We start from the raw sequence: 25827 nt of genomic DNA, 5'->3' as shown, positions 1-25827 counted from the left end.
GAGCAGGTGTATCTTGGTCTGGATCTGGGGACATCCGGTCTCCGCGGTATTGTTGTGGACGACGGGGGGCGTGTGCTTGCGGATGCCGAAGCGGGTGTTGAAACCTCAACGCCGCGCTCTGGCTGGTCGGAGCAAGCGCCATCGGACTGGATCAAGGCTTGCCAAAAGGTGGTTGTCCAATTGCGCCAGGCGAATTCTGCAGCGTTTTCTGCTGTGCGTGCCATTGGGCTAAGCGGGCATATGCATGGTGCCACGTTACTTGACCACGAAGGCTCGGTGTTGCGGCCATGTATCTTGTGGAATGACACGCGATCCGCGTCCGAAGCAGCCGAGTTAGACGGTTCCACCGGGATGCGCGAGGTTACAGGGAATATCGTTTTTCCAGGATTTACGGCGCCAAAGCTGGAATGGGTGCGCGTACATGAACCCGAGATCTTCGAAAAAGTGTCTAAGGTTCTGCTTCCCAAGGATTACCTGCGTTTTTGGCTCACAGGCGAATATATCAGTGACGTGTCGGACAGTGCCGGGACAGCGTGGCTGGATGTTGGTCGCCGCGAATGGTCTGACACGGCGCTTGAGCTGGGGCATATGCGCCGAGATCAGATGCCTCAACTGGTAGAAGGCAGCGCAGTTGGAGGGCAATTACGGACCGAGATCTTGCAGAGCTGGGGCCTGACCGGGCCTGTACTGATTGCAGGAGGAGCAGGAGATAACGCTGCAGCAGCCTGCGGTATCGGCAGCATCCAAGAAGGCACGGGTTTTCTGTCACTGGGAACTTCGGGGGTGCTGCTGGTGGCGAAAGAAAGCTATGCGCCCGCGCCGGAAACGGCGGTTCATTGCTTTTGCCACGCGGTGCCAGACCGTTGGATTCAAATGGGTGTCATCCTGTCCGCCACAAACAGTCTGAACTGGCTTTCACGCAACGTTGGGCAGCCTGTTTCAGCGCTGGCGTCTGCCTTGCCGGACCGGATCGATGGGCCCTCGGATACGACTTTTCTGCCTTACCTGTCGGGCGAGCGGACACCCCATAACGACAGCGCCATCAGGGGGGCATTTCTGGGGTTGGATATAGCGGCGGATCCCAAGGCGCTGACACAGTCTGTAATGGAAGGTGTCGCCTTTGCCATGCGCGATTGCCTTGAGGCGCTCAGGGGTACGGGAACAACGCCCCAAAGTCTTCTCGTCGTGGGGGGCGGGGCACGATCGCGGTTTTGGCTGGAAACGCTGGCGACTGCTCTGAACACACCGCTGGCTTTGCCCAAGGGAAGTGAGTTTGGCGCAGCGACTGGCGCGGCACGTCTGGCCGTCTGCGCCTCTGAACGGGCAGATCCAAAGGACATTATGACCCCGCCGGACATTTCCGAGGTCATTTTGCCCAGAACAGAACTGTGCGATGGGTATGATGACGCGTACGAACGCTATCGCCAATATTACAGGGCCCTGTCGCCGCTGTCGGTGCAAAGATGACGGATCAGTCTTCTGCGACCATTGAGCGGGTCACCTTGCAAGACGGTGACATGTCTGTTGCCTTGCTGAACTATGGCGCGATCACACAAGGTTGGTGGATGGGACAAACGCCGTTGATACTGGGCTATGACTCTCCGCAGGATTACCTCACAGATCCGTATTATCTGGGCGCAACTGTCGGACGCGTGGCCAACCGCATCAGCGGAGCCCGGTTCGACTTGCTGGGCGAAACCTGTCGCTTGACCGCGAATGAGGGGCAAAACACCTTGCATGGCGGCGGGACCGGGTTGTCCAGAAGACACTGGAATTTCCGTGAAGTTTCTAGAAATCAAGCTGTTCTGTCCGTGGTTTCACCTGGCGGCGACGGCGGCTTCCCCGGCTCAGTGCGGTTTGAGTTGGGCGTAGAGCTTAAGTTCCCGCGCCTGACCTACACGATCACCGCGCGTCCGGATCGACCCACGCCGATCAGCATCGCGCAGCATAATTATTACACTCTTGGCTGTTCGCAGGGCATTCTCGATTGTCGTCTCAAATTAAATGCCGATCAGTTTCTGGAACTAAACGAAAGCGCTGTTCCCACAGGCCGCATTCTGAACACCAAGGACGAAAATCTGGATTTCTCGTGCCGTCGAATTATTGGTCAAGAAACAGGCTGTCTTGACCATTACTTCGTGTTTGCGGACGGGAGAGATGTGAAAATGCCTGTGGCAGAAGTCGACGCACCAACGGGTTTAAGTATGAAAGTCTATTCCGATCAACCCGGTGCTCAGGTCTATGCGGCGGCGCATTTGTCGGATCCGTTCAGACCTGGGGCAGCGCTTTGCATTGAACCCGCCGGATACACGGACGCGGTCAACCATCCCGCGTTCCCGTCTGTGATCTGCACGCCGGAAAAGCCATATCATCAGAACCTTACGTTAGAGATAGATGGGGTGCGCACATGAGAGGTCAGATTTCGGCTGCCGTTGCCGGCCTGTGGCTATTCGTGCCTGCGGTTCAGGCACAGGACCTTGGCCCTGTTCCGACATTTGTTGAGCCGGATCTGGAACGTGTCGAGTTGGGGCAACTGCTGTTCTACGACCCCATCCTGTCGGGAAACAAAAACATCAGCTGCGCGACCTGCCATCATCCTGAACTGGGCACATCTGACGGGCTCTCGCTTGGAATTGGCGAGGGCGGCGTTGGGCTCGGGTCCGAGCGCAAGATCACTGAAGACAACACGCCCGAACAAAGAATCCCGCGAAACTCGCCGGGGTTATGGAATTTGGGCGCGATGCAGTTCACGACCTTTTTCCATGATGGGCGGTTAGAGGCTGATCCGACACAGCCAAATGGCATCCGAACACCGTTAGGAACGGATATGCGGCCCGGTTTTCAATCGGCTCTGGCCGCGCAAGCGATGTTCCCGGTGCTTTCACCCGACGAGATGGCCGGGCACTATTCCGAAAACGAGGTGAGCAAGGCCGTGCGGCTTGGCTTGTTGACCCAGGAGGGCGGGGCCTGGGACCTGATCGCGGCCCGGGTGGCGGCGATACCGGAATACTCGCAGCGATTTGAGGATATCGCGCCCGGCGAAGAGATCACCTTTACCGCCATCGCCAATGTCATCGCGGATTTCATCGCGTTTGAATGGCGAGCAGACAACAGCCTTTTAGACCGCGCGATGCGGGGTGAAGAAACTCTGCCCGCGTCAGCGCAATTGGGTATGACACTGTTTTATGGTGAGGCCGGTTGCAGCAGCTGTCATTCTGGATGGTTCCAGACGGATCACAGTTTCCATTCCATCGCCATGCCCCAGATCGGCCCCGGAAAAGCGGCCCGGTTCGAAAACCACGTGCGTGATGACGGGCGGTTGCGCGTCACGGGCGATACAGAGGATGCGTTTGCCTTTCGTACACCATCGCTACGGAACGTGACGTTGACCGCGCCTTACGGGCACAGCGGCGCTTATGCGAAGCTTGAGGATGTGGTGCGCCATCATTTGGATCCGGTGGCAGCATTGCGCAATTATTCGGTCGAGAAAGCCGAACTGCCCGGATTTCATGGGGCCGAGGATGCCCAGGCCATGCAGGACCCGGCACACGTCGAAGCGATTGCCGCTTCTAACACACTGGCTCCTGTTAGCCTGAGCGACGATGACGTCAGCGCCATCCTGAGTTTCCTCAGCACTCTGGAGGACCCGGCAGTTCGGTTGGGTGTGCCCAAGGCAGTTCCCAGTGGTTTGCCCGTTGACCAATAGTCAGCGGTCAGCGGCTAAGACGTATCACCTGATTGGGGTTTGCGGTCTGCCAATCACTTGCCTTGCCATCGGGCCAGATCACCCTGATCTGCAAGCTTTCCGCATCGCCCAAGCCAAAATGGTGAAATCCAGCAACGCCACTGGCATGGCCGCCGCCAACTGTGACTTCCCGCGTCTGCACTTTGCCGTCCATTTTGACTTCGATAAAGCTGCCAATAGCCAAGCGGTTGGGTTGCGATTGACTCAGATCTACCATCAACCAGTTGCCGTCATGCGGCGTGTTCTGAAAAACCTCCAGCGGAGAGCCGCGATTGACCACAACCATGTCCAGCCAGCCATCCCCGTTCAGATCGGCCAAGGCTCCGCCACGGGATTTTTGCATAGAAGCGACGCCTGCGTCTGATGCTGTTTCGACAAACTGACCATTGTCGTTTTGCATCAGCAGGTTGTTTGGATCAGTTTGCGCAGCGTCGGGCATCTGCTCGACGTTACCTTTGGTGACAAAAATATCGTCCAGCCCGTCATTATTCACGTCACCAAACTGCGCATGCCAACCGGTTGAAGGGCGACCATCTTCACCTATATGCGGCCTGTGTGCTGTTGTTCCCCGATCATAGGTCGCATCCCGCCATGTCGGTCCCGCAGTTGACGGATCAAATGTTTGGAATTTCTGATCCCCCATCGAGGTCAGGTAAACGTCTGGAAACCCGTCTCCGGTCAAATCGCGCGAGGCGATACCCATGCCCCAGATCGAATAGGGCAGCCATCCGTCCGCCTGACCATACAGACGCGGGGTGTCTTCCATCGCCCACAATTGCTCTTGCCCGTCGCGCACATAGTAGTGTCGGTCGTTACTGACACGAAGGTCCGCGCGCCCTGACCGCGCCCAGTCTGAAAACAGAAGCGAGAGGGAACAATGCCCGGGTTCCAGATAGACGGGTGCGCCATGGGCTTCGCCGTCCGGCCGGTACAACACGGTTGGTCCACAAGTCTCAAACGGTCCGTCCGGATCGCTGCGGTCAACATAAGTACCAAACGCCAGCGTAGGTAGCGCTTGCCCGCTTTCCCAAGTGGCCGAGAAACCGGTGGTCCAATGATCTTCCGAATTGAAGTTCAGCGTCGGGAAAGGCGCGAATGTACAATCCGGCCCGCCGCGCAGCAACAGATCAGGACCGACTCGCAGAATTGCGAGATCAAGCTGCCCGTCGCCATCTACATCCAAAGGGTACGCGCCGGTCACACCCGTCAGGGATAGTGCGCTGGGCGTATCTGCTTGAAACCGAATATCTGCCTTGGACAGGTTAACAAATAGCTGCGCGGGATTGGAGCCTCCGGCGGCGTAAAGCTCGGGGCGGTTGTCGCCGTTGCAGTCGAAGACGGCGAGCCCGCCGCCGACGAAATGTTCCCAGCCACCGTCATACACGTGGGGCGGAACGTCAACGCCAAGAAACTGCGGGGAAAGTACATCCGCAGAAACGGTTGTTGCTGTGATCAGCAGGAAAGCCAGACTAGTTCGCATGTGCTGCCAATTCCCTGACTTTCAGGATCGAGACCTGTTCGATTCCATAAGCAGCCGCTCCCTTTGCCCACATTGAATCCCCCCAATGGTTCACTTTGATTTCGGGGAGGGGCGCGTCGACGCTGACGACACCGCTTTTGACGCGCGCCATGACCTCCTCTGAATGCAGGTACTCAAAACTTCCGCGTGTTCCGGAAAGAATAATACACTCGGGGTCGAACAGGTTGATCAGGTTCGAAAGACCCATTCCAAACATCTGCCCGGCACGTGCCAAAACCGAGATCGACCTTGCATCCCCGGCTTTTGCGGCTTCGAGAATATCGGTAAGTGTTTGCGGGTCTGTGGCTTGGCTTGCGATCGTCGCTTCACGGATCAGGGCGTATTCTCCGACATAAGCCTCAAGGCAGCCGCGTTGTCCACATTGGCACAGCGCGCCGTCCAGTTGAACTTTCAAATGCCCGAACTCCGCCCCGCAACCGCGTTCGCCGCGATAAAGCTTGCCATCAAACACAATGCCCAGACCTATCCCATGTTCAATGGTAACGACCAGAAAGGTCTTTAGCCCTTTGCCCAACCCAAAAAGCTGCTCGGCTTTGGCCACCAGATTGGCATCGTTTTCGATAAAGGCGGGGCAGGGCAGGGCCTTGGACAAGAGCGGGCTCAGGTCCACATTTCGCTCGGTTAAAGACGATGACCAATGAACAAAGTTCTTTTCAGCGTCGATCAGCCCTGCGATGCCGATGCACACTCCGGACAGATCCGTCAGCGAACGATGCGCCGCGTCGCAGGCATGGGACAGGGCCGTGTAGATCATCTGTGTGAAGCCCTCGGGTGCCATGCGTGCCTCATCCAACGGATGGATATAGGACGCGATTTCCGTACCCTCGAAATCCACCAAAATGACCGAGATCTGATGCCGGGCGACTTTCACGCCAGCGATCACGTGGCATCCACCTTGCAGCTTGAGAAGCACACGCGGTCTACCGCGACGCGTGGATTTTGACGACGACTCCCCTTCAATTTCCTGGATAAGACCGGCGGACAGCAGGTCTGCCGTGGCCGAGGTGACCGTAGCGGGGCTGGTCTCAAGCGCGGTGGCAATGTCGATTCGCGAGATGGCTTCCGTTGCGCGAATCTGTTCCAGCACCCGCAACCGGGTGATGTTTCTTTGGTCTGTGGCGTTTGAAGAAGCTTTGCTTTTCAGCATCTTGCCCTCGCGAATCTAATCCCTGTTTCAACCTAGGTGGTTTTTTCTGTTACCGATAGCATAAATATTTTACCGACTGAAATAAATATGCTACTCAGAATTATCGGGGCCACGAATCATGAAACGATGGCTCAATGAAACCGGGAGGAAATCATGAAAAGAATTCTCAGCGCTTCCGCTTTGGCGGTGTTGATGGGTACGGCCGCTTTTGCCGAACCTGTTGTGGGCGTCAGCTGGTCGAATTTCCAGGAAGAGCGTTGGAAGACCGACGAAGCCGCGATCAAAGCCGCGCTTGAGGCGGGTGGAGCCGAATACATTTCGTCGGATGCGCAATCATCCTCGGCCAAGCAGTTGTCGGATATCGAGAGCCTGATTGCACAGGGCGTTGATGCACTGATCATTCTGGCGCAAGACTCTCAGGCCATTGGTCCGGCGGTTCAGGCCGCTGCTGACGAAGGCATTCCAGTCATTGCCTATGACCGCCTGATCGAAGATGACCGTGCGTTTTATCTTACCTTCGACAACGTCGAAGTTGGTCGGATGCAAGCGCGCGCGGTATTCGACGCGATGCCCAAGGGTAATTACGTGATGATCAAGGGTTCGCCCACCGACCCCAACGCGGATTTCCTGCGTGGTGGTCAGCAAGAGATCATTCAGGGCGCCGTTGACAGTGGTGACATCGTGATTGTGGGTGAGGCTTATACTGACGGCTGGCTGCCTGCGAACGCGCAACGCAACATGGAACAGATCCTGACTGCCAACGAAAACAACGTTGATGCCGTGGTCGCCTCGAATGACGGTACTGCTGGTGGCGTTGTTGCTGCACTGACCGCACAAGGCATGGACGGTATTCCGGTCTCGGGCCAGGATGGTGACCACGCGGCGCTGAACCGTGTTGCCAAGGGCACGCAGACCGTCTCGGTCTGGAAAGACGCACGTGAGCTGGGCAAAGCTGCCGGTGAAATCGCGGTTGCGTTGAGCAGCGGAACAAGCCCTGCAGATGTCGAAGGCGCGATCAGCTGGACTTCGCCCGGCGGCACCGAGATGAACTCTGTCTTCCTGGCTCCTGTGCCGATCACCAAGGACAACCTGACAGTTGTGGTCGACGCGGGCTGGATCCCGCTGGAAGACCTGTGCCAGGGCGTCGAAAACGGCCCTGCGCCTTGTAACTAAACCAAGTTCCAAACCATAATGTCTCTGGCCCGCAAGGGTGGGCCAGAGATCATAGCTGAACATGAAAGATCGGATATGACCGAAACTTCGTCTCAGCCGGTACCCCAAAAAGCAAAGGCCAACCTGTTCCAGCAGCTGGAACTGGATATGCGGCTATTGGGCATGATCGGCGCCTTCATCATCCTGTGCATCGGCTTCAACATCGTTACGGATGGCCGTTTTCTGACACCCAGAAACCTGTTCAACCTGTCGATCCAGACCGTTTCGGTCGCGATCATGGCCTGTGGTATGGTGTTTATCATCGTCATGCGCCACATTGACCTTTCGGTCGGCGCACTTTTGGCGACCACATCTGCTGTCATGGCGATGACCCAGACCGAGCTGTTGCCCAACGTATTGGGAATGGGTTTGAACCACCCGGCGACCTGGGCGATCACTTTGGTTGTGGGCCTTGTAGTGGGCACATTAATCGGCGCGTTCCACGGTTGGATGGTGGGCTACCTGACCATTCCAGCCTTTATTGTGACGCTTGGCGGTTTTCTGGTCTGGCGCAACGTGGCCTGGTACATGACCGATGGCCAGACAATCGGGCCGCTGGACAGCACTTTCCTGATGTTCGGGGGGACAAACGGCACGTTGGGAACAACCGTCAGCCTTCTGTTCGGCCTTGCCGCCACTGCTATTGCGATCTGGGCGTTGTGGAGCGGCCGCCGGTCCAAAGCCGCCCATGGGTTTCCTGTGAAACCTGTTTGGGCCGAAACGACACTGGCTGGGATCATTGGCATCGCCATCATGGGCTATGTCCTGATTGTCAACAGCTATGCGATCCCGACCCGCCGTCTGGAACGGATGTTCGAAGCGCGGGGTGAGACCATGCCCGAGGGGCTGATTGTTGGCTACGGCATTCCGATCTCGGTCCTGATCCTGATCCTTGTGGCCGTGACATTGACGGTTGTGGCCCGCAAAACCCGCTTTGGCCGCTATATCTTTGCCACTGGCGGCAACCCGGACGCGGCAGAGTTGTCGGGTATCAACACCCGGATGATGACCGTCAAAATCTTTGCTCTGATGGGGTTCCTGTGCGCGCTCTCAGCCGTTGTGGCCTCGGCTCGTCTGGCCAACCATTCGAACGACATCGGCACGCTGGATGAACTGCGCGTGATTGCTGCGGCCGTGATCGGTGGAACCGCTCTGTCGGGTGGTATCGGCACGATCTATGGTGCAATCCTTGGCGCGCTGATCATGCAGGCGCTGCAATCTGGTATGGCCATGGTCGGAGTTGATGCGCCGTTTCAGAACATCGTCGTCGGCTCTGTTCTTGTCTTGGCCGTGTATATCGACATCGTCTATCGCAAACGTCTGGGGGCGAAATGATGCAAGCTCAAGAAACACAGAACCAAGCATCAGGCCGTGGCTCCGGCCAGCCTCCGCTTGTGGAAATGCGCGATATCTCGATTTCTTTCGGGGGCATCAAGGCGGTAGACCACGTCTCAGTTGATCTGTACCCGGGCGAAGTTGTGGGCCTTCTGGGTCACAACGGGGCCGGTAAGTCCACTCTGATCAAGGTGCTTTCGGGTGCCTATCAGATGGACCATGGTGAAATCCTGATTGATGGCAAGAAGGTTGAGATCAACAACCCGCGTGACGCGCGGGCCAACAATATCGAGACGATCTATCAGACGCTGGCGCTGGCAGACAATCTGGATGCAAGCTCGAACCTGTTTTTGGGGCGCGAGATGGTCACGCCCTTTGGTCTGGTCAACGATGCCGCGATGGAGGCTGAATGCCGCAAGATCATGGCGCAGCTGAACCCGAACTTTCAGAAGTTCAACGACCCGGTTTCGGCCCTGTCGGGTGGTCAGCGGCAATCGGTGGCCATTGCACGCGCGGTGTATTTCAACGCACGCATCCTGATCATGGACGAGCCTACGGCAGCGTTGGGTCCTCATGAAACGCAAATGGTGGCGGACCTGATCCAACAGCTAAAGGCGCAAGGCATCGGGATTTTCCTGATCGACCACGATGTGCACGCGGTGATGGAGCTGTGCGACCGGGCCTCGGTCATGAAGAACGGGCAACTGGTTGGTACCGTGGACATCCCTGATGTCACTGATGACGACCTGTTGTCGATGATCATTCTGGGCAAGAAGCCCGGCGAAAAGACGGAATGAGGTAAACGAGATGACGAGCGGTTTCTTTCAAGGGATCGAGCAGGTCCAATTCGAGGGCGAGGGCAGTAAGAACCCGCTCGCATTCCGTCACTACAACCCGGACGAGATCGTCATGGGCAAACGCATGGAGGATCACCTTCGTTTTGCCGTGGCGTGGTGGCATTCGTTCGCGTGGGAGGGCGGGGATCCGTTTGGCGGCCCCACTTTCGAACGCCCCTGGCACCCGCAAGACGATATGGGGCGGGCCAAGATGAAGGCCGATGTGGCCTTTGAGATGTTTCAGATTCTGGGGCAGCCTTATTTCTGCTGGCATGATGCGGACATTCGCCCAGAGCAGGGGAATTTTGCGGACAATTTGCGGACGCTGAACGAGATCACCGACTATATCGGTGAAAAGATGCAGGTGTCGGGCACCAAGCTTCTGTGGGGCACGGCCAATATGTTCAGCCACCGCCGTTGGATGGGCGGTGCCAGCACCAACCCTGATCCCGATGTCTATGCTTTTGCCGCAGCCACGGTGAAATCCTGTCTGGACGCCACCCACAAGCTGGGCGGCGAGAACTATGTGCTTTGGGGCGGGCGTGAAGGCTATGAGACGCTGCTCAACACTGACATGAAGACCGAGCTGGACCATATGGGCCGGTTCCTGAACATGGTGGTCGAGTACAAGCACAAGATCGGGTTCAAGGGCGCGATCCTTGTTGAGCCCAAGCCGCAGGAACCGTCAAAGCACCAGTATGATTTTGACGCTGCCACCTGCATCGGGTTTCTGCGCAAGTATGGTCTGGAGGATGAGGTCAAACTGAACCTTGAACAGGGGCACGCGATCCTTGCGGGGCATAGCTTTGAGCACGAAATCGCCGTGGCCGCAGCTGAAGGTATGTTGGGCTCAATCGATATGAACCGGAACGACTATCAATCGGGTTGGGACACGGATCAGTTCCCTAACAACACGCCCGAAGTCGCGCTGGCCTATTACCACATCCTGAAATCAGGCGGGTTTACCTCGGGCGGCACCAATTTCGACGCCAAGCTGCGCAGACAATCCATCGACGCCGAAGATCTGATTGCCGCGCATGTGGGCGGGATGGATATCTGTGCCCGAGGTCTGAAAGCAGCGGCTGCAATGCTTGAAGATGGCGGTTTAGAGCAGGCGCTGACGGACCGCTATGCAGGCTGGAAGACGCCCGAGGCGCAAGCGATGCTAGCTTCGGGCCTGGACGAGATTTCCGCGCGGGTTCTGGACGAGGGGATCAATCCGCAGCCGAGATCAGGGCGTCAAGAAATACTGGAAAACTACGTCAACAGATTTGTCTGAGAGCCAGTGTCCGGGAGAGGGCGGTTGGCTCCGCCCTTTGCGGATCAGTCGTCCTGAACGACCTGCTGATGGACTTCGATCACATTGCCTTCGGGGTCGTGAAAGAACACCTGATGCCATTCTTTCGCAAACGTTGTGCCATAGTCTGAATAGGGGATGCCGCGCTCATCCAGCAGCTTCAGGAAGGCGGGTAGATCATCGGTGCGAAAGGCGATGTGGCCACGCTCGACGGGGTTAATCACCCGCCCGTTCTTGAAGGCTACGTCAAAGCTGCGCTCGGCCAGATGCATTTGCATGTTGCCCTCGGTCGCAAAGCGGATATTGCCGTCATAGCCGCTGTCTTTGTCGGCTTCGGTACGTGGAAAATTGTCTTGCGGAATATCATCCAGACCCAGCACGTTAGTATAAAAATCATGCATACGATCAACATCATCAGCCACGAAGTTGATGTGGTGGAATTCCAGTTTCATGCTCTGCCTCGCCTCGGACAATAGGTGCTTGGGCAGTTCTAACACGTCCTCATGGGGCTGTGGATGGCAAAACGGGATGGCGGGTTGCGTCGGGTGTTTATCCGCGACCACAAAGATCGGAACGAAACCGTTGACGTGTGGCGGTGATCTGTGATGCTGGCGAGATAACACACCGACCACCACAGGTTAGAATGTCCAACCAATCTCAAACCGAAGCCGTATTCCTGAGCGGCAGTCTGATGCGGCATGTCACCCGCATGTCGTTGACGACAAGCATCGGGCTGATGGCAATTTTTGCCGTCGACTTTGTAGACATGGTCTTCATTTCGATGCTGGGCAACGACGCGCTGGCGGCGGCGGTGGGTTACGCTGGAACGCTGTTGTTTTTTACCAATGCGATCAATATCGGCCTTTCGATTTCTGCCGGGGCGCTGGTTGCGCGGGAACTGGGTGCGGGGCGGGCCGAACAGGCAAGGCATTATGCGTCCAGTGTAGCGGTGCTGGGTTTGATCGTCGGGTTGGTCGTACCCGTTCTGGTTTTGTTGAACCTTGGTCACCTGCTGTCATTGCTTGGCGCAGAAGGTGAGGTTCTGAAGCTGGCCACACGCTATGTCTCGATCATCCTGCCAACAATGTGCGTCATGTCGATTGCTATGGCGGCCATGGCCGTATTACGCGCCCATGGCGATGCGCGGCGGTCGATGATGGCCACGATCTATGGCGGCGTGGTGAATGCGGTTCTGGATCCGATCCTGATCTTTGCCGTGGGGCTGGGGCTGGATGGGGCGGCAATAGCCTCGGTTCTGGCGCGGCTGTGCATGTTGGCGGCGGCGCTATGGCCTGCGCTGCGGGTTCATCAAGGGTTTGCGCGCCCGTCTTTGAAACAGGTGGCTCAGGACTTGCGTCCGGTTCGCGCCATCGCAATTCCTGCCGTTCTGACAAACGTGGCCACGCCCATCGGGAATGCGATCGTAGTGCGAGAGATCGCCCAATACGGAACCGATGCGGTGGCGGGTATGGCCGTCATTGGTCGACTATTGCCAGTGGCCTTTTCGGTCATCTTTGCCCTGTCAGGCGCAATAGGGCCAATCATCGGGCAAAATTTCGGGGCCGAGAAGATTGACCGGGTACGCGCCGCTTTTCTGGCCGGGATCAAATTCACCGCACTTTATGTTCTTGGCATGGCCGCGATCTTGTTTCTGCTTCGCGCACCCATTGCAGACTTGTTCGCGGCCCAAGGGGAAACACGAGTTCTGATTTATCTGTTCTGCGGGCCTTTGGCGCTGGCCTCGTTTTTCAACGGCGTGATTTTCGTCTCGAATGCCAGTTTCAACAACCTTGGGCACCCGGTTTATTCCACATGGATCAATTGGGGGCGTCACACGATTGGAACGTGGGTTTTCGCAACCATCGGATCAAATCTCGCGGGGGCATCTGGTGTTCTGTTGGGACAAGCATTTGGCGGCGTCATTTTCGCCATAATCAGCTGGGTTATGGTCGAGCGTGTGGTGGCGCGCTTGGGCCGGTCACATGCGCCCGAACCTTTTGTGGATCAGGGTCGTATTCATTCCCTGTTCGGGCGTCGCGGCTGGTGAGGCAGCGGCATCAGTTGCCCTGATTGCGCGCCTGAAGACGTTCCAGATTGACCACCGTCGACAGCATAAGGCGATCATGACTCCAGTCCTGAGTTTGCTGGATCGAAGCCGCACCCAGCGCCAAAAGGATGGCGAAGGTCAGTGACATACCAAGGAACAGCGCCGGTAGGGGGGCTTCTGCGGGCTGTGCATCCGTCAATGCTATGACACGTTGGCGAAGCACGCGTTTGGCTTTTCCACCGGTCACAAAGGCAACGTTTAAGACGCGCGGATTTCTTGTCGAAAGCGTGCGCGCGCAATAGTCCAGCAGACACGTGGTGTATTCACGCGCATCAATCCTTTTGCGTGCAACGACGGATTGGTCACATGCCAGTTCACGTAAGCGGCCGAACTGGTACTTGAGCATCAGATATGCGGGGTTCCAGAACAGCAGAGGGCGCAGAAGTTCAAAGCCGAGTTCCCATTCCACATCGCCCGCACGAATGTGCTGAAACTCGTGGGCCAGCGCAAAGCGTAGTTCGCGCGGTGTGTCCAGAAGATGGCTTGGCAGAACGACGTGACGGCGGCGCAGGCCGCGCACCGCGAACGGTACGGTGATGCGATCCGACAGGCGGATATCCACCTTTGTCGATTTCCGCCAAAGGAAACTGGACTTGACCGTTTGCCGGATCATCACAGCGTCCCGAAAAGCTCGAACGGCATATACAACTGCGACGACAGCGAATAGGGCGGCGAGTGAGATGAAAACGGGCTGCTGTCCTGACAAAGCAAGATCAACCCATCTTTCACGTGTATTCAGCAGGGCCTCAAATTGCACGGCAGGCATGGCGATATCACCACGCAGATAAGCGGCAACCGCTATGTCACCAAGGGCGACGGCGCCCCCCGGCCATGCGTGAGCGGCCAAAGACGATACGCCCAATGCAAGAAAGGGGCTGATCAGAATACAAACGCACAGAACCTTGAGTGCGCGTAGCTGTGCGACATAGCCATGGCGCAGGGTCGTGCGGGTCAGGGCGACGCGTGCCATCAACCAGATGGCCGCCGACAATGCCAGCACAATGTTGAGTTCGATATATGCGTCGAGAACCGGTCTAACCGCTGTCATTTTGCAGTCTCCTCTCTACCAGCGCTCGAATATCCTCCAGGTCGGCTTCGCTCAGCCCCGCATCATCGACAAGTCGCGCCACCAGCGTGGCAGGCGTGTCATCGAACAAAGTGCGGGACAGGTTTTGCAGCGAACGGGCCTGATATCTGTCCTTTTCCAAAAGCGGCGTATAGATCAGGGTTTTTCCTGACTTACGGCTTTCCACAAAACCCTTTTCATCCAGAATACGCAGGATCGTGGCACCGGACGTGTAGGCCAGATTGCGGTCTGAGGGCAGGCGGTCCAGGACATCGCGCACCGAGCCTTCCCCGAGGGCCCAGAGTTCGTTCATGAACTCCAGTTCGACCTCGGTCAGCAGATTTGTCGTCTTTTTCTTTCGCATCGATCTCGGTGCCGTCATGTTTAGTATGCCTGACAGACAAGCATCCTTTCGCTGTTTCGCAAAGCTTAAACTTTCCAGAAGACGAAGATACCCCAGCCGATGGACAGGAAAAGTGGCGTCCAGACCGGTTGCCCGACAAATCCCAGCCAAGCGAGGAAGATATAGGCCGAGCCAAGCAAAGTGATGAACAACCGGTCGCCCAATGTGGTTGTCAGCCCCAGCACACCACGGCGTTCGATTCCGTCGCGGTACTTGAACCCTTCGAGCAAGCCGATCAGGGCGATGGCCGAAAAGATACCGACGAACAGGGCCAGAGTTGCTGGCGTCCATGCCATCCAGAAATCGGGCCAAAGGGGATCGGTCCAGGAAAAGCCCTTTTCTTCTTGCTGTCCGACATTGCCCCAACCCGCTTGCTGAGCGACAGCCACGGTGGGCAGGAAGGGGAGAGTGAATAGTAATTTACGCATATCGAACCTCACACTCGGCCCATCGCGAAACCGCGCGCGATGTAGTTGCGGACAAACCAGATGACTATCGCACCGGGTATGATGGTCAGCGTCCCGGCTGCAGCCAGCAGACCCAGCTCATACCCCGCGCTTGAGGCGGTGCGGGTCATTACGGCTGCGATGGGTTTGGCTTCGACTGCGGTCAGGGTTTTGGCCAGCAGCATTTCCACCCAGGAGAACATGAAGCAGAAGAAGGCTGCGACGCCGACGCCCGCTTTGATGTTGGGCAGGAAGATCGTCACGAAAAAGCGCGGGAAGGAATAGCCGTCGACATAGGCTGTTTCATCCAGTTCTTTCGGGATGCCGCGCATGAAGCCCTCCAGAATCCACACCGCCAGCGGCACGTTGAACAATGTGTGCGCCAGCGCCACTGCCAGATGCGTGTCGAACAACCCGATCGAAGAATAAAGCTGGAAGAACGGCAACGCGAACACCGCAGCTGGTGCCATCCGGTTTGTCAGCAGCCAGAAGAACAGCTGCTTGTCCCCCAGGAACCGATAGCGCGAGAACGCATAGGCCGCAGGTAGTGCCACACAGACCGACAGCACCGTGTTAATCGTCACATAGATGATCGAGTTGATATAGCCCCAATACCAAGTCGGATCGGTGAAGATGGTGATGTAGTTCTCCAGTGTAAAGGTCTGGGGAAACAGGGAAAAGCCCGACAAGATCTCGTTCGTTGTCTTAAAGGACATCGCCACCAGCCAATAGATCGGCAGCATCAGGAACGCGATATAGAGGATCGGGATAAGGGACCGCTTTTTCATTCCGCGTCATCCTTTGTCATCAGTGTGTAGAAGACCCAAGAGACCAGCAGCGTGATGGCGAAATAGATCAGGCTCATCGCGGCCGCCGGGCCAAGGTCGAACTGTCCCAGCGCAATCTTGACTAGGTCGATCGACAGCAAGGTGGTTGAGTTGCCGGGGCCGCCGCCTGTTAGAACGAAGGGCTCGGTGTAGATGTTGAAACTGTCCATAAAGCGCAGCAGAACGGCGATGGTCAGGACGGTCTTCATCTTGGGCAATTGAATATAGCGGAACACCGACCATGGGCTGGCGCCGTCGATCTTGGCCGCCTGATAATAGGCATCCGGGATCGATACGAGGCCCGCGTAGCACAGCAGCACAACCAGTGATGTCCAGTGCCAGACATCCATGACAATCACAGTGATCCAGGCCGAGATCGGCTGTTGCGTCATGTCATAGTTGATGCCCAAAACATCATTCAAGAAGTATCCCAGCAGGCCGATCTTGGGCAGGGTAAAGATGTTCCACATCGAGCCGACCACGTTCCATGGGATCAACATGGGCAGCGCCATCAGGACCAGACAGACCGGCACCCAGAAGCCTTTGCGTGGCATTGACAGGGCCACGATGATGCCCAGAGGGACCTCAATGATCAGGATCAGGAAGGTGAACAGGAATTGCCGACCGAGGGCGGCCTGGAACCGGTCCGAGCGCAGAATTTGTTCAAACCAGCCCAGGCCTTCCCAGAAGAACTGGTTGTTGCCGAAGGTTTCCTGCACCGAGTAGTTGACCACTGTCATCATCGGCACCAGCGCATTGAACGCGACCAGCGCCAGCACGGGCAGGACAAAGAACCAGGCTTTTTGGTTTTCCGTTCTCATTGCGCCCGCTCCTGAGTTGCGATCCAGCCGTCACGGTAGACGCGGGATTGTTCTGGTTTGAATTGCAGGAAGACATGCGAGCCTGGGTTGGGCGCGTTGTGTTCCGCCACCGCCTTTACCGGCGTGTCTCCGACCATGGCGCTGACCACATAGTGACGACCGATATCCGCAACTTTGGTCACATGCGCGGGGACGCCTGTTTCGCCAAAGCTTATGTATTCCGGGCGAATACCCAGATCGGTGCGGCCACCTTCGCCTAGGGTTGGACCTTCCAGCATGACCTCATGTCCTTCGAAGACCGCGCGGTCACCCTTGGCCTCGCAGGGCAGAACATTCATGCCCGGTGAGCCGATGAAGTGGCCGACAAAGGTGTGCTGAGGGCGTTCGAACAGTTCGACCGGGGTGCCAATCTGCACGACCTCGCCCTCTTGCATGACGACCACTTCGTCCGCGAAGGTCAGCGCTTCGGTCTGGTCGTGGGTCACGTAAATCATGGTGGCTTTGACACGCTGGTGCAGCTCTTTCAGCTTGGACCGCAGTTTCCATTTTAGGTGCGGGTCAATCACTGTCAGCGGTTCGTCGAACATGACCGCATTCACGTCGTCGCGGACCAGACCGCGCCCCATCGAGATCTTCTGCTTGTTGTCCGGGCTGAGGCCGCTGGCGCGGGTATTCAGCATGTCCGTGACATCCAGCATCTCGGCAATCTCATCGACGCGACGCTTGATCGTCGCTGCATCGACGCCCCGGTTTTTGAGCGGGAAGGCCAGGTTTTCGCCCACGGTCATCGTGTCGTAGATCACCGGGAACTGGAACACCTGTGCGATGTTGCGCTGATCGGGGGGCAGCGCCGTCACGTCCCGGTCATCAAATAGGATCCGACCTTCCGAGGGGGTAAGAAGGCCGGATATGATGTTCAGCAGCGTTGACTTGCCGCAGCCCGACGGCCCGAGCAGAGCGTATGCCCCACCATCGCGCCAGGTCACATCAATTTCTTTCAGCGCATAGTCCTCGGGGCCTTTCGGCGCGGGCATGTAGCTGTGTCGTAGGTTTGAAAGCTTGATCTGTGCCATGTCAGGCCACCCTTTTGCCGTCTTGGCTGAAATACCGGCAATGTGCCGGGTTCATGTAGAAACTGTGATCCTCGCCGACTTGATACGGGTGCACGCCAGCAGCCAGAGACACCCAGTCATCCGATCCGTGCCGGAAATGCGCGCTGGAGTCAGAGCCGGACAGCTCTGTCACGATCACACGGCCTGTCAGTTCCACATCTGCTTCAGATGTCCGATATGGAGTCACCCTGTGCGGGCGCACGGCGACCATGTAATCCCCATCAGCCATATCTGAGACGACCCATCCGCCGCCTCCGGCCAACTGCGCCTGAGCACCGGCTACGGTAATCCGTGCGACGTTGATCGGCGGATCCGAGAAGACGCGCGCAGCGGCGATGTTTTCAGGGTTGCGGTAAATGTCTGCAGTTGGACCGAATTGAGTCACGCGGCCATCTTCCATCAAGGCAGTGTATCCGCCCAGCAAAAGGGCCTCTTCGGGTTCCGAGGTGGCGTAAACCACGACTGCGCCGCGTCCTGCGAACAGGTCTGGCAGTTGTTCGCGCAGTTCTTCGCGCAGTTTGTAGTCAAGGTTGGCCAGCGGCTCATCCAGGAACACGGCGCGGCTTTCTTTCGCGATGGCCCGAGCCAGCGCGGTGCGTTGTTGTTGCCCACCCGAAAGCTCATGCGGGCGACGGTGTAGCATGGGGCGCAGTTGCAGCAGGTCAGCGGCCTCTTCCACACGGCCTTCGATCTCGGATTTCGCCATGCCAGCCACGCGAAGGGGCGAGGCGATGTTGTCGAAAACAGTCATATGCGGGTAGTTCACGAAGAATTGGTGCACCAGGCTGATCTGCCGCTTTTGCGTGTTCAGTCGTGTCACGTCTTGCCCATCCATAAAGACCTTGCCCGAGGCGATCGGGTCCAGCCCGGCCATCATCTTGATCAGAGAGGTCTTACCCGATCCCGTCGCACCGAGCAGCACGTTGAAATGGCCGGTCTGCAGCGTCAGGTTCGTGGGTTTGATATGAATGACATTGCCAACCCGTTTGGTGGCGTCTTGAAGTTCGATCATGTCCGTGAGTTCCGGTCCTTCAGTGCATTGCACTGGCATTGGGGTGGGGATGCCTGACGCGGCACCCCCGGTTGCTTTTGGCTTACTGAGACTGCCAGCGCTGAACCAGTTCGTCATAGTTGACGGTCTGGCCCTGCGGCTTTTCGTTCTCAAGCTTGGCCTTGGGTGAACCTGCTTTTTCCAACCAGAAGGACGGATCCTGCGGCTCGTTCAGGCGCGGACCACAGCCGCCATAGACACCGGCGCTTTCATCCGCGGCCTGCATACGGGCCATGGTGATGTCCATTTCCTCGGCCAGACGGTCCATCGCCTCTTGCGGGGTGAACGCACCCGAGTTCACGTCACCGATCTGCTGCCACCAGATCTGGGCCAGCTTCGGATAGTCCGGAACGTTGATGCCGGTCGGCGACCACGCCACACGGTCAGGCGAGCGGTAGAACTCGACCAGACCACCCAGCTTGGGTGCGCGCTCGGTGAACGACTCGTGATTGACCGAGCTGTCGCGGATGAAGGTCAGACCCACATGGGACTTCTTCACGTCAACAGTCTTGGACGTCACGAACTGAGCATAGAGCCACGCGGCCTGAGCTCGATCCTCAGGGGTCGATTTCAGGAAGGTCCACGAACCCACGTCTTGGTAACCAACCTTCTGGCCTTCTTCCCAATAGGGGCCGTGCGGGCTGGGTGCCATCCGCCACAGCGGCGTGCCTTCGTCATCCACGGTGTTGTTGCCTTCGGACTTCGGCTTCACCATGTCGGCCGTAAAGGCGGTGTACCAGAATATCTGCTGAGCCACGTTGCCTTGGCTGAGTGCCGGTAGCGACTGATAGAAGTCATAAGACGCCGCACCCGGAGGCGCATAGGCCCGCAGCCACTCATCCCATTTGCGGATCGCGTAGACCGCAGCCGGACCGTTCGCCGCTCCACCGCGTGACACGGACGCACCAACAGGGTTACAGGTTCCCGCTTCCATGCGGATGCCCCATTCGTCGACGGGAACACCGTTCGGTTCGCCTACGTCGCCGGCACCGGCCATCGACAGCCAGGCGTCGGTCATACGCCAGCCAAGGTCAGGCGCACGTTTGCCATAGTCCATGTGGCCATAGATCGTCACGCCGTCGACTTCTTTCACGTCATTGGTGAAGAATTCAGCAATGTCCTCATAGGCCGACCAGTTGACCGGAACACCCAGGTCATAGCCATACTTTTCCTTGAACGCAGCCTTGTTGGCCTCATCATCGAACCAGTCCTTACGGAACCAGTACAGGTTCGCAAACTGCTGGTCGGGCAGCTGATACAGCTTGCCGTCAGGGCCGGTCGTGAACTGAATGCCCATGAAGTCATCCAGATCCAAAGTCGGCGATGTTGTCGCCGCCCAGTCACCACCCATCATGTCGGTCAGCGGATAGGCGAGTTGCAGGCGTGAGTGGGTACCGATCAGGTCACTGTCGTTGACATAGCCGTCATACAGGTTCCGGCCCGTTTGCATCTGGGTCTGAACAGCCTGAACCACTTCACCTTCACCGAGGATTTGGTGGTTTACCTTGATGCCGGTGATTTCCTCGAACGCCTTGGTCAGAACCTCGGACTCATAGGAATGGGTCGGGATGCCCTCGGACAGGACGTTGATTTCCATGCCAGCATAAGGTTGTGCAGCTTCGATGAACCACTGCATCTCGGCCATCTGTTCGTCTTTCGACAGGGTTGATGGCTGGAATTCGTCGTCGATCCAACGTTGTGCTGCGGCTTCGTCGGCCCAAGCAGAACCGTGCCCCGCAATGACGGCAGCCGCCGCCACTGCGGAAAGTAGATGTCTCCGCATCTGTCTCCTCCCAAAGATTATGGTTTCCGGCGGTAACCGGATGCCAGACAGCATCAGCGATTTGTCGCGCATGTGTCAAACTAAATTTTTAGTAATTGACGCTCGGGCATCCGAGGGCGGGTGAAATCGAACTCATTTGCCAAATTGTGAATTCGTTGTAAGCTAGGGTTGTTATTATAAAAAATGCCGGTGAACGACGCGGCGCGGTTTGCAAAAAACAACTTGAACCAGCGAGGATGTGTAATGTCCCGAAGCCTGTTGAAGTACACGCGAGTTCTGGAAATTGTGGGGGACACGATCAAGGTACGGGTGCCGGTTGAGGGCGATGGAAACCCTGCGGTTCGGTTCAACGACCTTGCAGTGATCGAGACCGTAGACGGCCGTAAAACATTGGCACAGGCGATCTTCATCGACCGGGATGTTGTGACGCTTCAGGTGTTTTCCGGGACCAAAGGAATCTCGACCGAGGCGACGGCGACCTTTCTGGGCCATCCGATGCAAACGCCGTATTCGGCCAACATTCTGGGGCGGGTTTTTGATGGCGCAGGTGTGCCGATTGACGGTGGACCAGACTTGTCTTCTGAACCCCGAACCGACATTGGCGGACCTACCGTGAACCCGGCGGAACGGGCTGTGCCAAACAAGATGATCCGCACTGATGTACCGATGATCGATGTGTTCAACACGCTGGTCGAAAGCCAGAAAATCCCGATCTTTTCGGTCTCGGGCGAACCCTTCAACGCCTTCCTCAGCCGAATCGGTATCCAGGCGGATGCGGATATTGTCGTCTTCGGAGGTCTGGGTTTGATCTTTGATGATTACCACACCTTCCGCACGTCGTTCGAGGATGCGGGCGTGTTCTCGCGCACTGTGATGTTCGTCAATCAGGCGATGGATCCTCTGGTCGAGCGGTTGTTGGTCCCTGACATGGCCTTGGCGGTGGCCGAGAAATTCGCGGTAGAGGAGGGCAAGCGCGTGCTTGTTCTGCTGACCGACATGACAGCTTATGCCGATGCAATGAAAGAAGTGGGGATAAGTCAGGAACGCGTGCCCTCGCAGCGTGGTTATATGGGTGATCTCTATTCGCAGCTGGCACGCAGGTACGAGAAAGCCTGCGATTATGCCAAGGGTGGATCTGTCACGGTGCTAACCGTGACCACCATGCCCGGCAACGACGTGACCCATCCAGTGCCGGACAACACCGGCTACATTACCGAAGGCCAGTTCTATCTCCACTCTGGGGTGATTGATCCGTTCGGCAGCCTGTCGCGCCTAAAGCAGAATGTAATCGGCAAGACCACGCGCGAAGATCACGGGCAGATCATGAATACGATGATCCGATTCTATTCCGAAAGTCGCGATGCCGCGCAAAAACAGGCGATGGCGTTTGATTTGTCTGACTACGACCATCAGTTGCTGAAGTTTGGCGCCCTGTTCCGGTCGCGGTTCATGGACATTAACGTCTCGATCCCACTTGAAGACGCGTTGGATCTTGGCTGGAAAACGCTGGCCGAGTGCTTTGCGCCGGAACAGTTGCTGATGAAGCAGGCCTTGATCGACAAGTATTTCCCGAAGGATGCCAATGGCGCGGTTGCAGCTGAATAAATCGTCGCTGGCCCGCCAGCAGACGCAGCTGAAAAGCTATGAGCGGTTCCTGCCGTCGCTGGACCTGAAGCGCCAGCAGTTGATGGCCGAACGGGTGAAAGCGCGCGAGGACGTCAAACGCCTTGAGCATGAGGTTAAGGCCCTAGCGCAGCAGGTGGGCGAAAAGCTTCCTATGTTGGCCCAGCAGGGTATCGATCTGGACGGGTTGGTTGAGCTTAAGGATTACAAGGTCAAAGAGGTCAACGTGGTTGGCGTCAAGATGCCTGACCTTGACCGGATCGAAGTTGTTGTGCGTCCTTATTCGGTACTGGCCAAACCTCATTGGGTTGATGCCGCCGCACAGTTGTTGCACGACATGATCGAAGCGCGCCTGCGGGTTAAAATCGCCGAAGAACGCGTGCGTATTTTCGACAAGGCCGTGGCCACGATTACGCAGCGGGTCAACCTGTTCGAAAAGGTTCTGATCCCCCGCGCCAAGGCCAATATCAAGAAGATTCGCATCTATCTGAGTGACGAACAGATGCAGGCGGTCGTGCGGTCAAAAATCTCCAAACGCAAACACGCGCGAGAGGTTTTGACATGAGTGTCGCGCGATTGAAGAAGATGTCTCTGGTCGGGCCTGCAGAGCACAAGGCAGATACGCTTGAGGCGCTACAAGACCTTGGCTGTATGCATGTTCTGCCACTTGTTCCGCCACCAAATGAACCAGAAAAGATCAGCGAGCGTGGTGCAAGAGAAGCGTATAAGGCGTTGCGTTTCCTTGCAGAAGTTCCCGAGCCACGGCGCCAGATTCAGCGAGACCCCGATTTTGACATGGACCGCTTTGTGCATGAGGTGACTGACCTCATGCAGCGTACACGGGGTACGATGGACCGGCGGGACTTTCTGGCGCATCGTATCGCCCAAGTGCGTCCGTGGGGTGATCTGGACTTCCCGCCAACGGATGTGTTGGCAGGCAATCGGCTGTGGTTCTATCAGTTGCCACTCAAACACCGTGAAGCTCTGTCAGAGGTCAAATTGCCCTGGGCGATTTTGGAAGAAGATCACCGGTTTCTTTACGCGGTTCTAATCTCACCCGACGAACCCGACGATGACATTCTTCCGATCCCGCGCACACATGTGGGCTCGTTGCCCATTCACGAGCTTGAGGCGCAACTGGAGGAAGCCGAAATCGCGCTTGAGGCGCTCGAGGCTGAGCGCGTGGCGCAAACCCGCTATCTGACCTTGATGCGCCAAAACCTGTCCGTAGCTGAAAGCGCCGCCGAACTGGCCCATGCTACGCAAAAGGTGCGCGACGATGAGGCGATGTTTGCTGTGCAGGGGTGGGTCCCCGAAGATCGGGTGGATGCTGTATTGGAATTGGCGAAAGCAAAAGATGCGGCAGTTCTGATCGAAGAACCGGGGCCGGAAGATAACCCGCCCACATTGTTGGAACAGCCTGAAAAACGTAGTTCTGCTGTGGACTTGGCGCTGTTTTATCAAGTGCCTGGCTATAAGGATTGGGACCCCAGCGTGATCGTCGCAGCCTCGTTCGCGTTCTTCTTCGCAATGATCGTGGCAGATGCGGGATACGGCGCCGTAATCCTGCTGGGCCTTTTGCTGTTCTGGAAGCGAATGGGCGGGACTGCGGGTCAACGGTCTTGGCGGCTTTACGGGCTGATCATTTCGGGGGCGACGATCCTGTATGGTATTTTGGTTGGCAGCTATTTTGGCGTGGCTCCGCCCGAGGGGTCGGTCATTGCCAAGCTCAAGGTACTGGATTTGAACAATTTCGGGGCCATGATGATGGTGTCGATTGTGGTTGGCGTCTTGCATCTGGTTCTTGCCAACGCACTTGCGGCCCGCGCGGCATGGGGGCAACGCAAGGCGATTGCCAATCTGGGTTGGATTGCTGCCTTGATCGGCGGGTTTGTATTGTGGCTCAGTTATATGAGCGGCAAATCACCTGTGCCGGGGTCGGCGATCCTGATCCTTGGCGTTGTGGCCATTGTCTTGTTTTCCAGCGAGCGGATCATCCAAAAGCCGACAGACTGGATCTGGCGTCTGATTGAGGGCGTGCAAAGCCTTGCCGGAGCAATGGGCGCTTTTGGCGACGTGCTCAGCTATATGCGCCTGTTCGCGCTGGGACTTGCTTCGGCATCGCTGGCCATCACGTTCAACGATCTGGCCGTTTCCGTCATGCAGGCGCTGAAGGGGCCAGGCATTCTGTTTGGGTTGCTGATCCTGATCATTGGTCACGTTTTGAATTTCGCCCTCGCTATGATGAGCGGCGTCGTCCACGGCTTACGTCTCAATTACATCGAATTCTTTAAATGGGGTCTGCCGGATGAAGGCATCGTCTTTCGTCCGTTTGCCCGCAAGGAGGTTCAGGAATGAATGAGCTTGTTCTTACACTGGGTTGGCTGGGCATCTACGCGCCTATGGCGTTGGGGGCTGCGGCAAGCGCCATTGGCTGTTCGATTGCGGGGATGGCCAGTATCGGAGCCATGACAGAAACCGAAGGCGGCTATGGTCGTTTCGTCGGCGTTTCGGCCTTTCCGTCCACGATGGTGATCTATGGGATTGTCATCATGTTCACCCTGAACCGCGCTGTGACGCCGGAAAACGCAGGGGGGCTGTTCGGCATTGGCATCCTGTCCGGCATTGCACTGATGTATTGCGGTATCTGGCAAGGTCGGGCCTGTGCAGCGGCAATCAACGCCACCAAGGAAAAGCCCGAAATTTTTGGCCTCGCGCTCGCACCGGCTGCGATCATCGAAGGCTTTGGTGTTTTTGCCTTTGTATTCGCCTTGGTCATTAGTGCGGGGATCAGCTGATGGCACAGACCGGAGCAATTTCACATGGCGTTGATGCCCTGATCGACAAGCTGCGCAACGATGGGGTTGCCGCAGGTCAGGCCGAAGCCGAAAAGCTGCGCGAAGACGCCAAGGCCGAGGCCGCGCACATTCTGGCAGATGCCAAACGCGAAGCCGATGAGTTCAAAAAGAAAGCCCGCACAGAATCCGACAACTACCGTGCAGCGGGTGAGGAGGCGTTGAACACCGCGATGCGGGACGCTGTACTGACCATGAAGGCCGGTCTGACAGATCGCTTCAAAGAAGACGTTGAACGCCTTGTGACCAAAGAGATGTCCGATCCTGAGCTTCTTAGGCAAATGATCCTTGAGGTTGTCGGTCGGGCCAGTGAGGGGGTCAATCTTCACGGCAAGGTTCAGGTCATTTTGCCTGTCAAGGTCGCCACACAGGAGGACATCAAGCAAAACGCGGATGACATTCAGTCTGGTAAGTTGACGAAGTATGTTCTTGGACTGACGGCGAAGATGCTGCGCGAGAATGTTGAACTACACACAACCGATGACAATCAGGAAGGTATCCGCGTGCGGGCGGAAGATCAGGGCGTGGTTCTGGACCTGACCGACAAGGCGGTGGCTTCGTTGTTGATGGAACATCTGCAACCCCGGTTTCGTGCCGTGTTGGAAGGGGTCATCCGCTGAG

The 25827-nt window shown here is 57.1% G+C and carries 24 protein-coding genes; 13 read left to right on the top strand and 11 right to left on the bottom strand.

What is annotated here, in order from left to right; genetic code table 11:
- Positions 1–6 precede the first annotated feature (6 nt).
- The 3 genes from xylB to GS646_RS10435 are packed head-to-tail and all read left to right on the top strand — an operon-like array spanning position 7 to position 3706.
- On the top strand, positions 7–1467 hold the full coding sequence (gene xylB / locus GS646_RS10445) for a xylulokinase (protein ID WP_171182561.1): 1461 nt from the start codon (positions 7–9) through the stop codon (positions 1465–1467).
- Complete coding sequence (locus GS646_RS10440; RefSeq protein WP_171182563.1) at positions 1464–2411, top strand: aldose epimerase family protein; 948 nt, start codon at positions 1464–1466, stop codon at positions 2409–2411. The genes xylB and GS646_RS10440 overlap by 4 nt, the downstream gene beginning before the upstream one ends.
- A complete protein-coding gene (locus GS646_RS10435; protein ID WP_171182565.1) occupies positions 2408–3706 on the top strand; it encodes a cytochrome-c peroxidase in 1299 nt (432 codons plus the stop codon). The genes GS646_RS10440 and GS646_RS10435 overlap by 4 nt, the downstream gene beginning before the upstream one ends.
- 7 nt (positions 3707–3713) lie before the next feature.
- Here the strand turns inward: GS646_RS10435 and GS646_RS10430 are convergent, their stop codons facing one another.
- The gene (locus GS646_RS10430) at positions 3714–5225 is read right to left on the bottom strand and encodes a CRTAC1 family protein (protein ID WP_171646759.1); all 1512 of its coding nucleotides are present in this window, start codon (positions 5223–5225) and stop codon (positions 3714–3716) included.
- Entirely contained in the window at positions 5215–6432 is a 1218-nt protein-coding gene (locus GS646_RS10425; protein WP_171182569.1) for an ROK family transcriptional regulator, read from the bottom strand. Before GS646_RS10425 ends, GS646_RS10430 begins: the two co-directional genes overlap by 11 nt.
- 192 nt (positions 6433–6624) lie before the next feature.
- Between GS646_RS10425 and xylF the strand changes: the two genes are divergently transcribed.
- From xylF to xylA, 4 genes are all read left to right on the top strand, one after another.
- Complete coding sequence (xylF, locus tag GS646_RS10420; RefSeq protein WP_371732105.1) at positions 6625–7605, top strand: D-xylose ABC transporter substrate-binding protein; 981 nt, start codon at positions 6625–6627, stop codon at positions 7603–7605.
- A gap of 75 nt (positions 7606–7680) precedes the next feature.
- A complete protein-coding gene (locus GS646_RS10415) occupies positions 7681–8979 on the top strand; it encodes a sugar ABC transporter permease (RefSeq protein WP_171182571.1) in 1299 nt (432 codons plus the stop codon).
- Positions 8979–9776 (top strand): ATP-binding cassette domain-containing protein, encoded by a 798-nt coding sequence (locus GS646_RS10410; RefSeq protein ID WP_171174927.1) that lies wholly within the window; start codon positions 8979–8981, stop codon positions 9774–9776. The genes GS646_RS10415 and GS646_RS10410 overlap by 1 nt, the downstream gene beginning before the upstream one ends.
- A 10-nt stretch (positions 9777–9786) precedes the next feature.
- Positions 9787–11094 (top strand): xylose isomerase, encoded by a 1308-nt coding sequence (xylA, locus tag GS646_RS10405; protein WP_171182573.1) that lies wholly within the window; start codon positions 9787–9789, stop codon positions 11092–11094.
- Between the two features lie 44 nt (positions 11095–11138).
- Here xylA and GS646_RS10400 read toward each other — a convergent pair whose 3' ends face one another.
- On the bottom strand, positions 11139–11564 hold the full coding sequence (locus GS646_RS10400; protein WP_171182575.1) for a VOC family protein: 426 nt from the start codon (positions 11562–11564) through the stop codon (positions 11139–11141).
- Positions 11565–11755: 191 nt separating this feature from the next.
- Between GS646_RS10400 and GS646_RS10395 the strand changes: the two genes are divergently transcribed.
- Positions 11756–13159, top strand: coding sequence for an MATE family efflux transporter (locus GS646_RS10395; RefSeq protein WP_253746366.1), 1404 nt, complete (start codon positions 11756–11758; stop codon positions 13157–13159).
- Positions 13160–13169: 10 nt separating this feature from the next.
- On the opposite strand, the gene GS646_RS10390 is transcribed toward GS646_RS10395, so the two are convergent.
- The 8 genes from GS646_RS10390 to GS646_RS10355 form a co-directional block, all read right to left on the bottom strand.
- Positions 13170–14267: a M56 family metallopeptidase gene (locus GS646_RS10390; protein ID WP_171182577.1), complete on the bottom strand. Its 1098-nt coding sequence runs from the start codon at positions 14265–14267 to the stop codon at positions 13170–13172.
- Positions 14254–14649, bottom strand: a complete 396-nt coding sequence (locus GS646_RS10385) for a BlaI/MecI/CopY family transcriptional regulator (RefSeq protein ID WP_171089177.1) — start codon at positions 14647–14649, stop codon at positions 14254–14256. The genes GS646_RS10390 and GS646_RS10385 overlap by 14 nt, the downstream gene beginning before the upstream one ends.
- A 65-nt stretch (positions 14650–14714) precedes the next feature.
- Positions 14715–15116, bottom strand: a complete 402-nt coding sequence (locus tag GS646_RS10380; RefSeq protein ID WP_171182579.1) for a DUF2160 domain-containing protein — start codon at positions 15114–15116, stop codon at positions 14715–14717.
- 8 nt (positions 15117–15124) lie between these two features.
- Positions 15125–15922 carry a carbohydrate ABC transporter permease gene (locus GS646_RS10375; protein WP_008759087.1) on the bottom strand — a complete coding sequence of 266 codons (798 nt, stop codon included), beginning with the start codon at positions 15920–15922 and terminating at the stop codon, positions 15125–15127.
- Positions 15919–16782, bottom strand: coding sequence for a carbohydrate ABC transporter permease (locus GS646_RS10370; protein ID WP_171089183.1), 864 nt, complete (start codon positions 16780–16782; stop codon positions 15919–15921). The genes GS646_RS10375 and GS646_RS10370 overlap by 4 nt, the downstream gene beginning before the upstream one ends.
- Entirely contained in the window at positions 16779–17855 is a 1077-nt protein-coding gene (locus tag GS646_RS10365) for an ABC transporter ATP-binding protein (RefSeq protein ID WP_171089185.1), read from the bottom strand. The genes GS646_RS10370 and GS646_RS10365 overlap by 4 nt, the downstream gene beginning before the upstream one ends.
- A gap of 1 nt (position 17856) precedes the next feature.
- Positions 17857–18906 (bottom strand): ABC transporter ATP-binding protein, encoded by a 1050-nt coding sequence (locus GS646_RS10360; RefSeq protein WP_171182581.1) that lies wholly within the window; start codon positions 18904–18906, stop codon positions 17857–17859.
- An 82-nt stretch (positions 18907–18988) separates the two neighbouring features.
- Positions 18989–20728, bottom strand: coding sequence for an ABC transporter substrate-binding protein (locus tag GS646_RS10355; protein ID WP_171089189.1), 1740 nt, complete (start codon positions 20726–20728; stop codon positions 18989–18991).
- A 243-nt stretch (positions 20729–20971) separates the two neighbouring features.
- Between GS646_RS10355 and GS646_RS10350 the strand changes: the two genes are divergently transcribed.
- From GS646_RS10350 to GS646_RS10330, 5 genes are read left to right on the top strand one after another with little or no spacing between them, the layout of a single operon-like run.
- Positions 20972–22333 carry a V-type ATP synthase subunit B gene (locus GS646_RS10350; protein ID WP_171646761.1) on the top strand — a complete coding sequence of 454 codons (1362 nt, stop codon included), beginning with the start codon at positions 20972–20974 and terminating at the stop codon, positions 22331–22333.
- Positions 22311–22916 carry a V-type ATP synthase subunit D gene (locus tag GS646_RS10345; protein WP_171182583.1) on the top strand — a complete coding sequence of 202 codons (606 nt, stop codon included), beginning with the start codon at positions 22311–22313 and terminating at the stop codon, positions 22914–22916. The genes GS646_RS10350 and GS646_RS10345 overlap by 23 nt, the downstream gene beginning before the upstream one ends.
- Positions 22913–24709: a V-type ATP synthase subunit I gene (locus GS646_RS10340; RefSeq protein ID WP_171182585.1), complete on the top strand. Its 1797-nt coding sequence runs from the start codon at positions 22913–22915 to the stop codon at positions 24707–24709. The genes GS646_RS10345 and GS646_RS10340 overlap by 4 nt, the downstream gene beginning before the upstream one ends.
- Entirely contained in the window at positions 24706–25149 is a 444-nt protein-coding gene (locus GS646_RS10335; protein ID WP_171089197.1) for an ATP synthase subunit C, read from the top strand. Before GS646_RS10340 ends, GS646_RS10335 begins: the two co-directional genes overlap by 4 nt.
- Positions 25149–25826 carry a hypothetical protein gene (locus GS646_RS10330; RefSeq protein WP_171089199.1) on the top strand — a complete coding sequence of 226 codons (678 nt, stop codon included), beginning with the start codon at positions 25149–25151 and terminating at the stop codon, positions 25824–25826. The genes GS646_RS10335 and GS646_RS10330 overlap by 1 nt, the downstream gene beginning before the upstream one ends.
- Position 25827 lies beyond the last annotated feature (1 nt).

The sequence above is a fragment of the Ruegeria sp. HKCCD4315 genome (assembly GCF_013112245.1).
Taxonomy (GTDB): Bacteria; Pseudomonadota; Alphaproteobacteria; order Rhodobacterales; family Rhodobacteraceae; genus Ruegeria.
Note: the sequence above shows the minus strand (reverse complement) of the source record. Positions and strands in the feature narration are given on the sequence as shown.

What these genes read in the sequence shown, in the direction of transcription:
- GS646_RS10440 (WP_171182563.1), top strand. Translation starts at nt 1,464, where the DNA reads ATGACGGATCAGTCTTCTGCGACCATTGAGCGGGTCACCTTGCAAGAC.
- GS646_RS10435 (WP_171182565.1), top strand. Translation starts at nt 2,408, where the DNA reads ATGAGAGGTCAGATTTCGGCTGCCGTTGCCGGCCTGTGGCTATTCGTG.
- GS646_RS10430 (WP_171646759.1), bottom strand. Translation starts at nt 5,225, where the DNA reads ATGCGAACTAGTCTGGCTTTCCTGCTGATCACAGCAACAACCGTTTCT.
- GS646_RS10425 (WP_171182569.1), bottom strand. Translation starts at nt 6,432, where the DNA reads ATGCTGAAAAGCAAAGCTTCTTCAAACGCCACAGACCAAAGAAACATC.
- xylF (WP_371732105.1), top strand. Translation starts at nt 6,625, where the DNA reads ATGGGTACGGCCGCTTTTGCCGAACCTGTTGTGGGCGTCAGCTGGTCG.
- GS646_RS10415 (WP_171182571.1), top strand. Translation starts at nt 7,681, where the DNA reads ATGACCGAAACTTCGTCTCAGCCGGTACCCCAAAAAGCAAAGGCCAAC.
- GS646_RS10410 (WP_171174927.1), top strand. Translation starts at nt 8,979, where the DNA reads ATGCAAGCTCAAGAAACACAGAACCAAGCATCAGGCCGTGGCTCCGGC.
- xylA (WP_171182573.1), top strand. Translation starts at nt 9,787, where the DNA reads ATGACGAGCGGTTTCTTTCAAGGGATCGAGCAGGTCCAATTCGAGGGC.
- GS646_RS10400 (WP_171182575.1), bottom strand. Translation starts at nt 11,564, where the DNA reads ATGAAACTGGAATTCCACCACATCAACTTCGTGGCTGATGATGTTGAT.
- GS646_RS10395 (WP_253746366.1), top strand. Translation starts at nt 11,756, where the DNA reads ATGTCCAACCAATCTCAAACCGAAGCCGTATTCCTGAGCGGCAGTCTG.
- GS646_RS10390 (WP_171182577.1), bottom strand. Translation starts at nt 14,267, where the DNA reads ATGACAGCGGTTAGACCGGTTCTCGACGCATATATCGAACTCAACATT.
- GS646_RS10385 (WP_171089177.1), bottom strand. Translation starts at nt 14,649, where the DNA reads ATGCGAAAGAAAAAGACGACAAATCTGCTGACCGAGGTCGAACTGGAG.
- GS646_RS10380 (WP_171182579.1), bottom strand. Translation starts at nt 15,116, where the DNA reads ATGCGTAAATTACTATTCACTCTCCCCTTCCTGCCCACCGTGGCTGTC.
- GS646_RS10375 (WP_008759087.1), bottom strand. Translation starts at nt 15,922, where the DNA reads ATGAAAAAGCGGTCCCTTATCCCGATCCTCTATATCGCGTTCCTGATG.
- GS646_RS10370 (WP_171089183.1), bottom strand. Translation starts at nt 16,782, where the DNA reads ATGAGAACGGAAAACCAAAAAGCCTGGTTCTTTGTCCTGCCCGTGCTG.
- GS646_RS10365 (WP_171089185.1), bottom strand. Translation starts at nt 17,855, where the DNA reads ATGGCACAGATCAAGCTTTCAAACCTACGACACAGCTACATGCCCGCG.
- GS646_RS10360 (WP_171182581.1), bottom strand. Translation starts at nt 18,906, where the DNA reads ATGATCGAACTTCAAGACGCCACCAAACGGGTTGGCAATGTCATTCAT.
- GS646_RS10355 (WP_171089189.1), bottom strand. Translation starts at nt 20,728, where the DNA reads ATGCGGAGACATCTACTTTCCGCAGTGGCGGCGGCTGCCGTCATTGCG.
- GS646_RS10350 (WP_171646761.1), top strand. Translation starts at nt 20,972, where the DNA reads ATGTCCCGAAGCCTGTTGAAGTACACGCGAGTTCTGGAAATTGTGGGG.
- GS646_RS10345 (WP_171182583.1), top strand. Translation starts at nt 22,311, where the DNA reads ATGGCGCGGTTGCAGCTGAATAAATCGTCGCTGGCCCGCCAGCAGACG.
- GS646_RS10340 (WP_171182585.1), top strand. Translation starts at nt 22,913, where the DNA reads ATGAGTGTCGCGCGATTGAAGAAGATGTCTCTGGTCGGGCCTGCAGAG.
- GS646_RS10335 (WP_171089197.1), top strand. Translation starts at nt 24,706, where the DNA reads ATGAATGAGCTTGTTCTTACACTGGGTTGGCTGGGCATCTACGCGCCT.
- GS646_RS10330 (WP_171089199.1), top strand. Translation starts at nt 25,149, where the DNA reads ATGGCACAGACCGGAGCAATTTCACATGGCGTTGATGCCCTGATCGAC.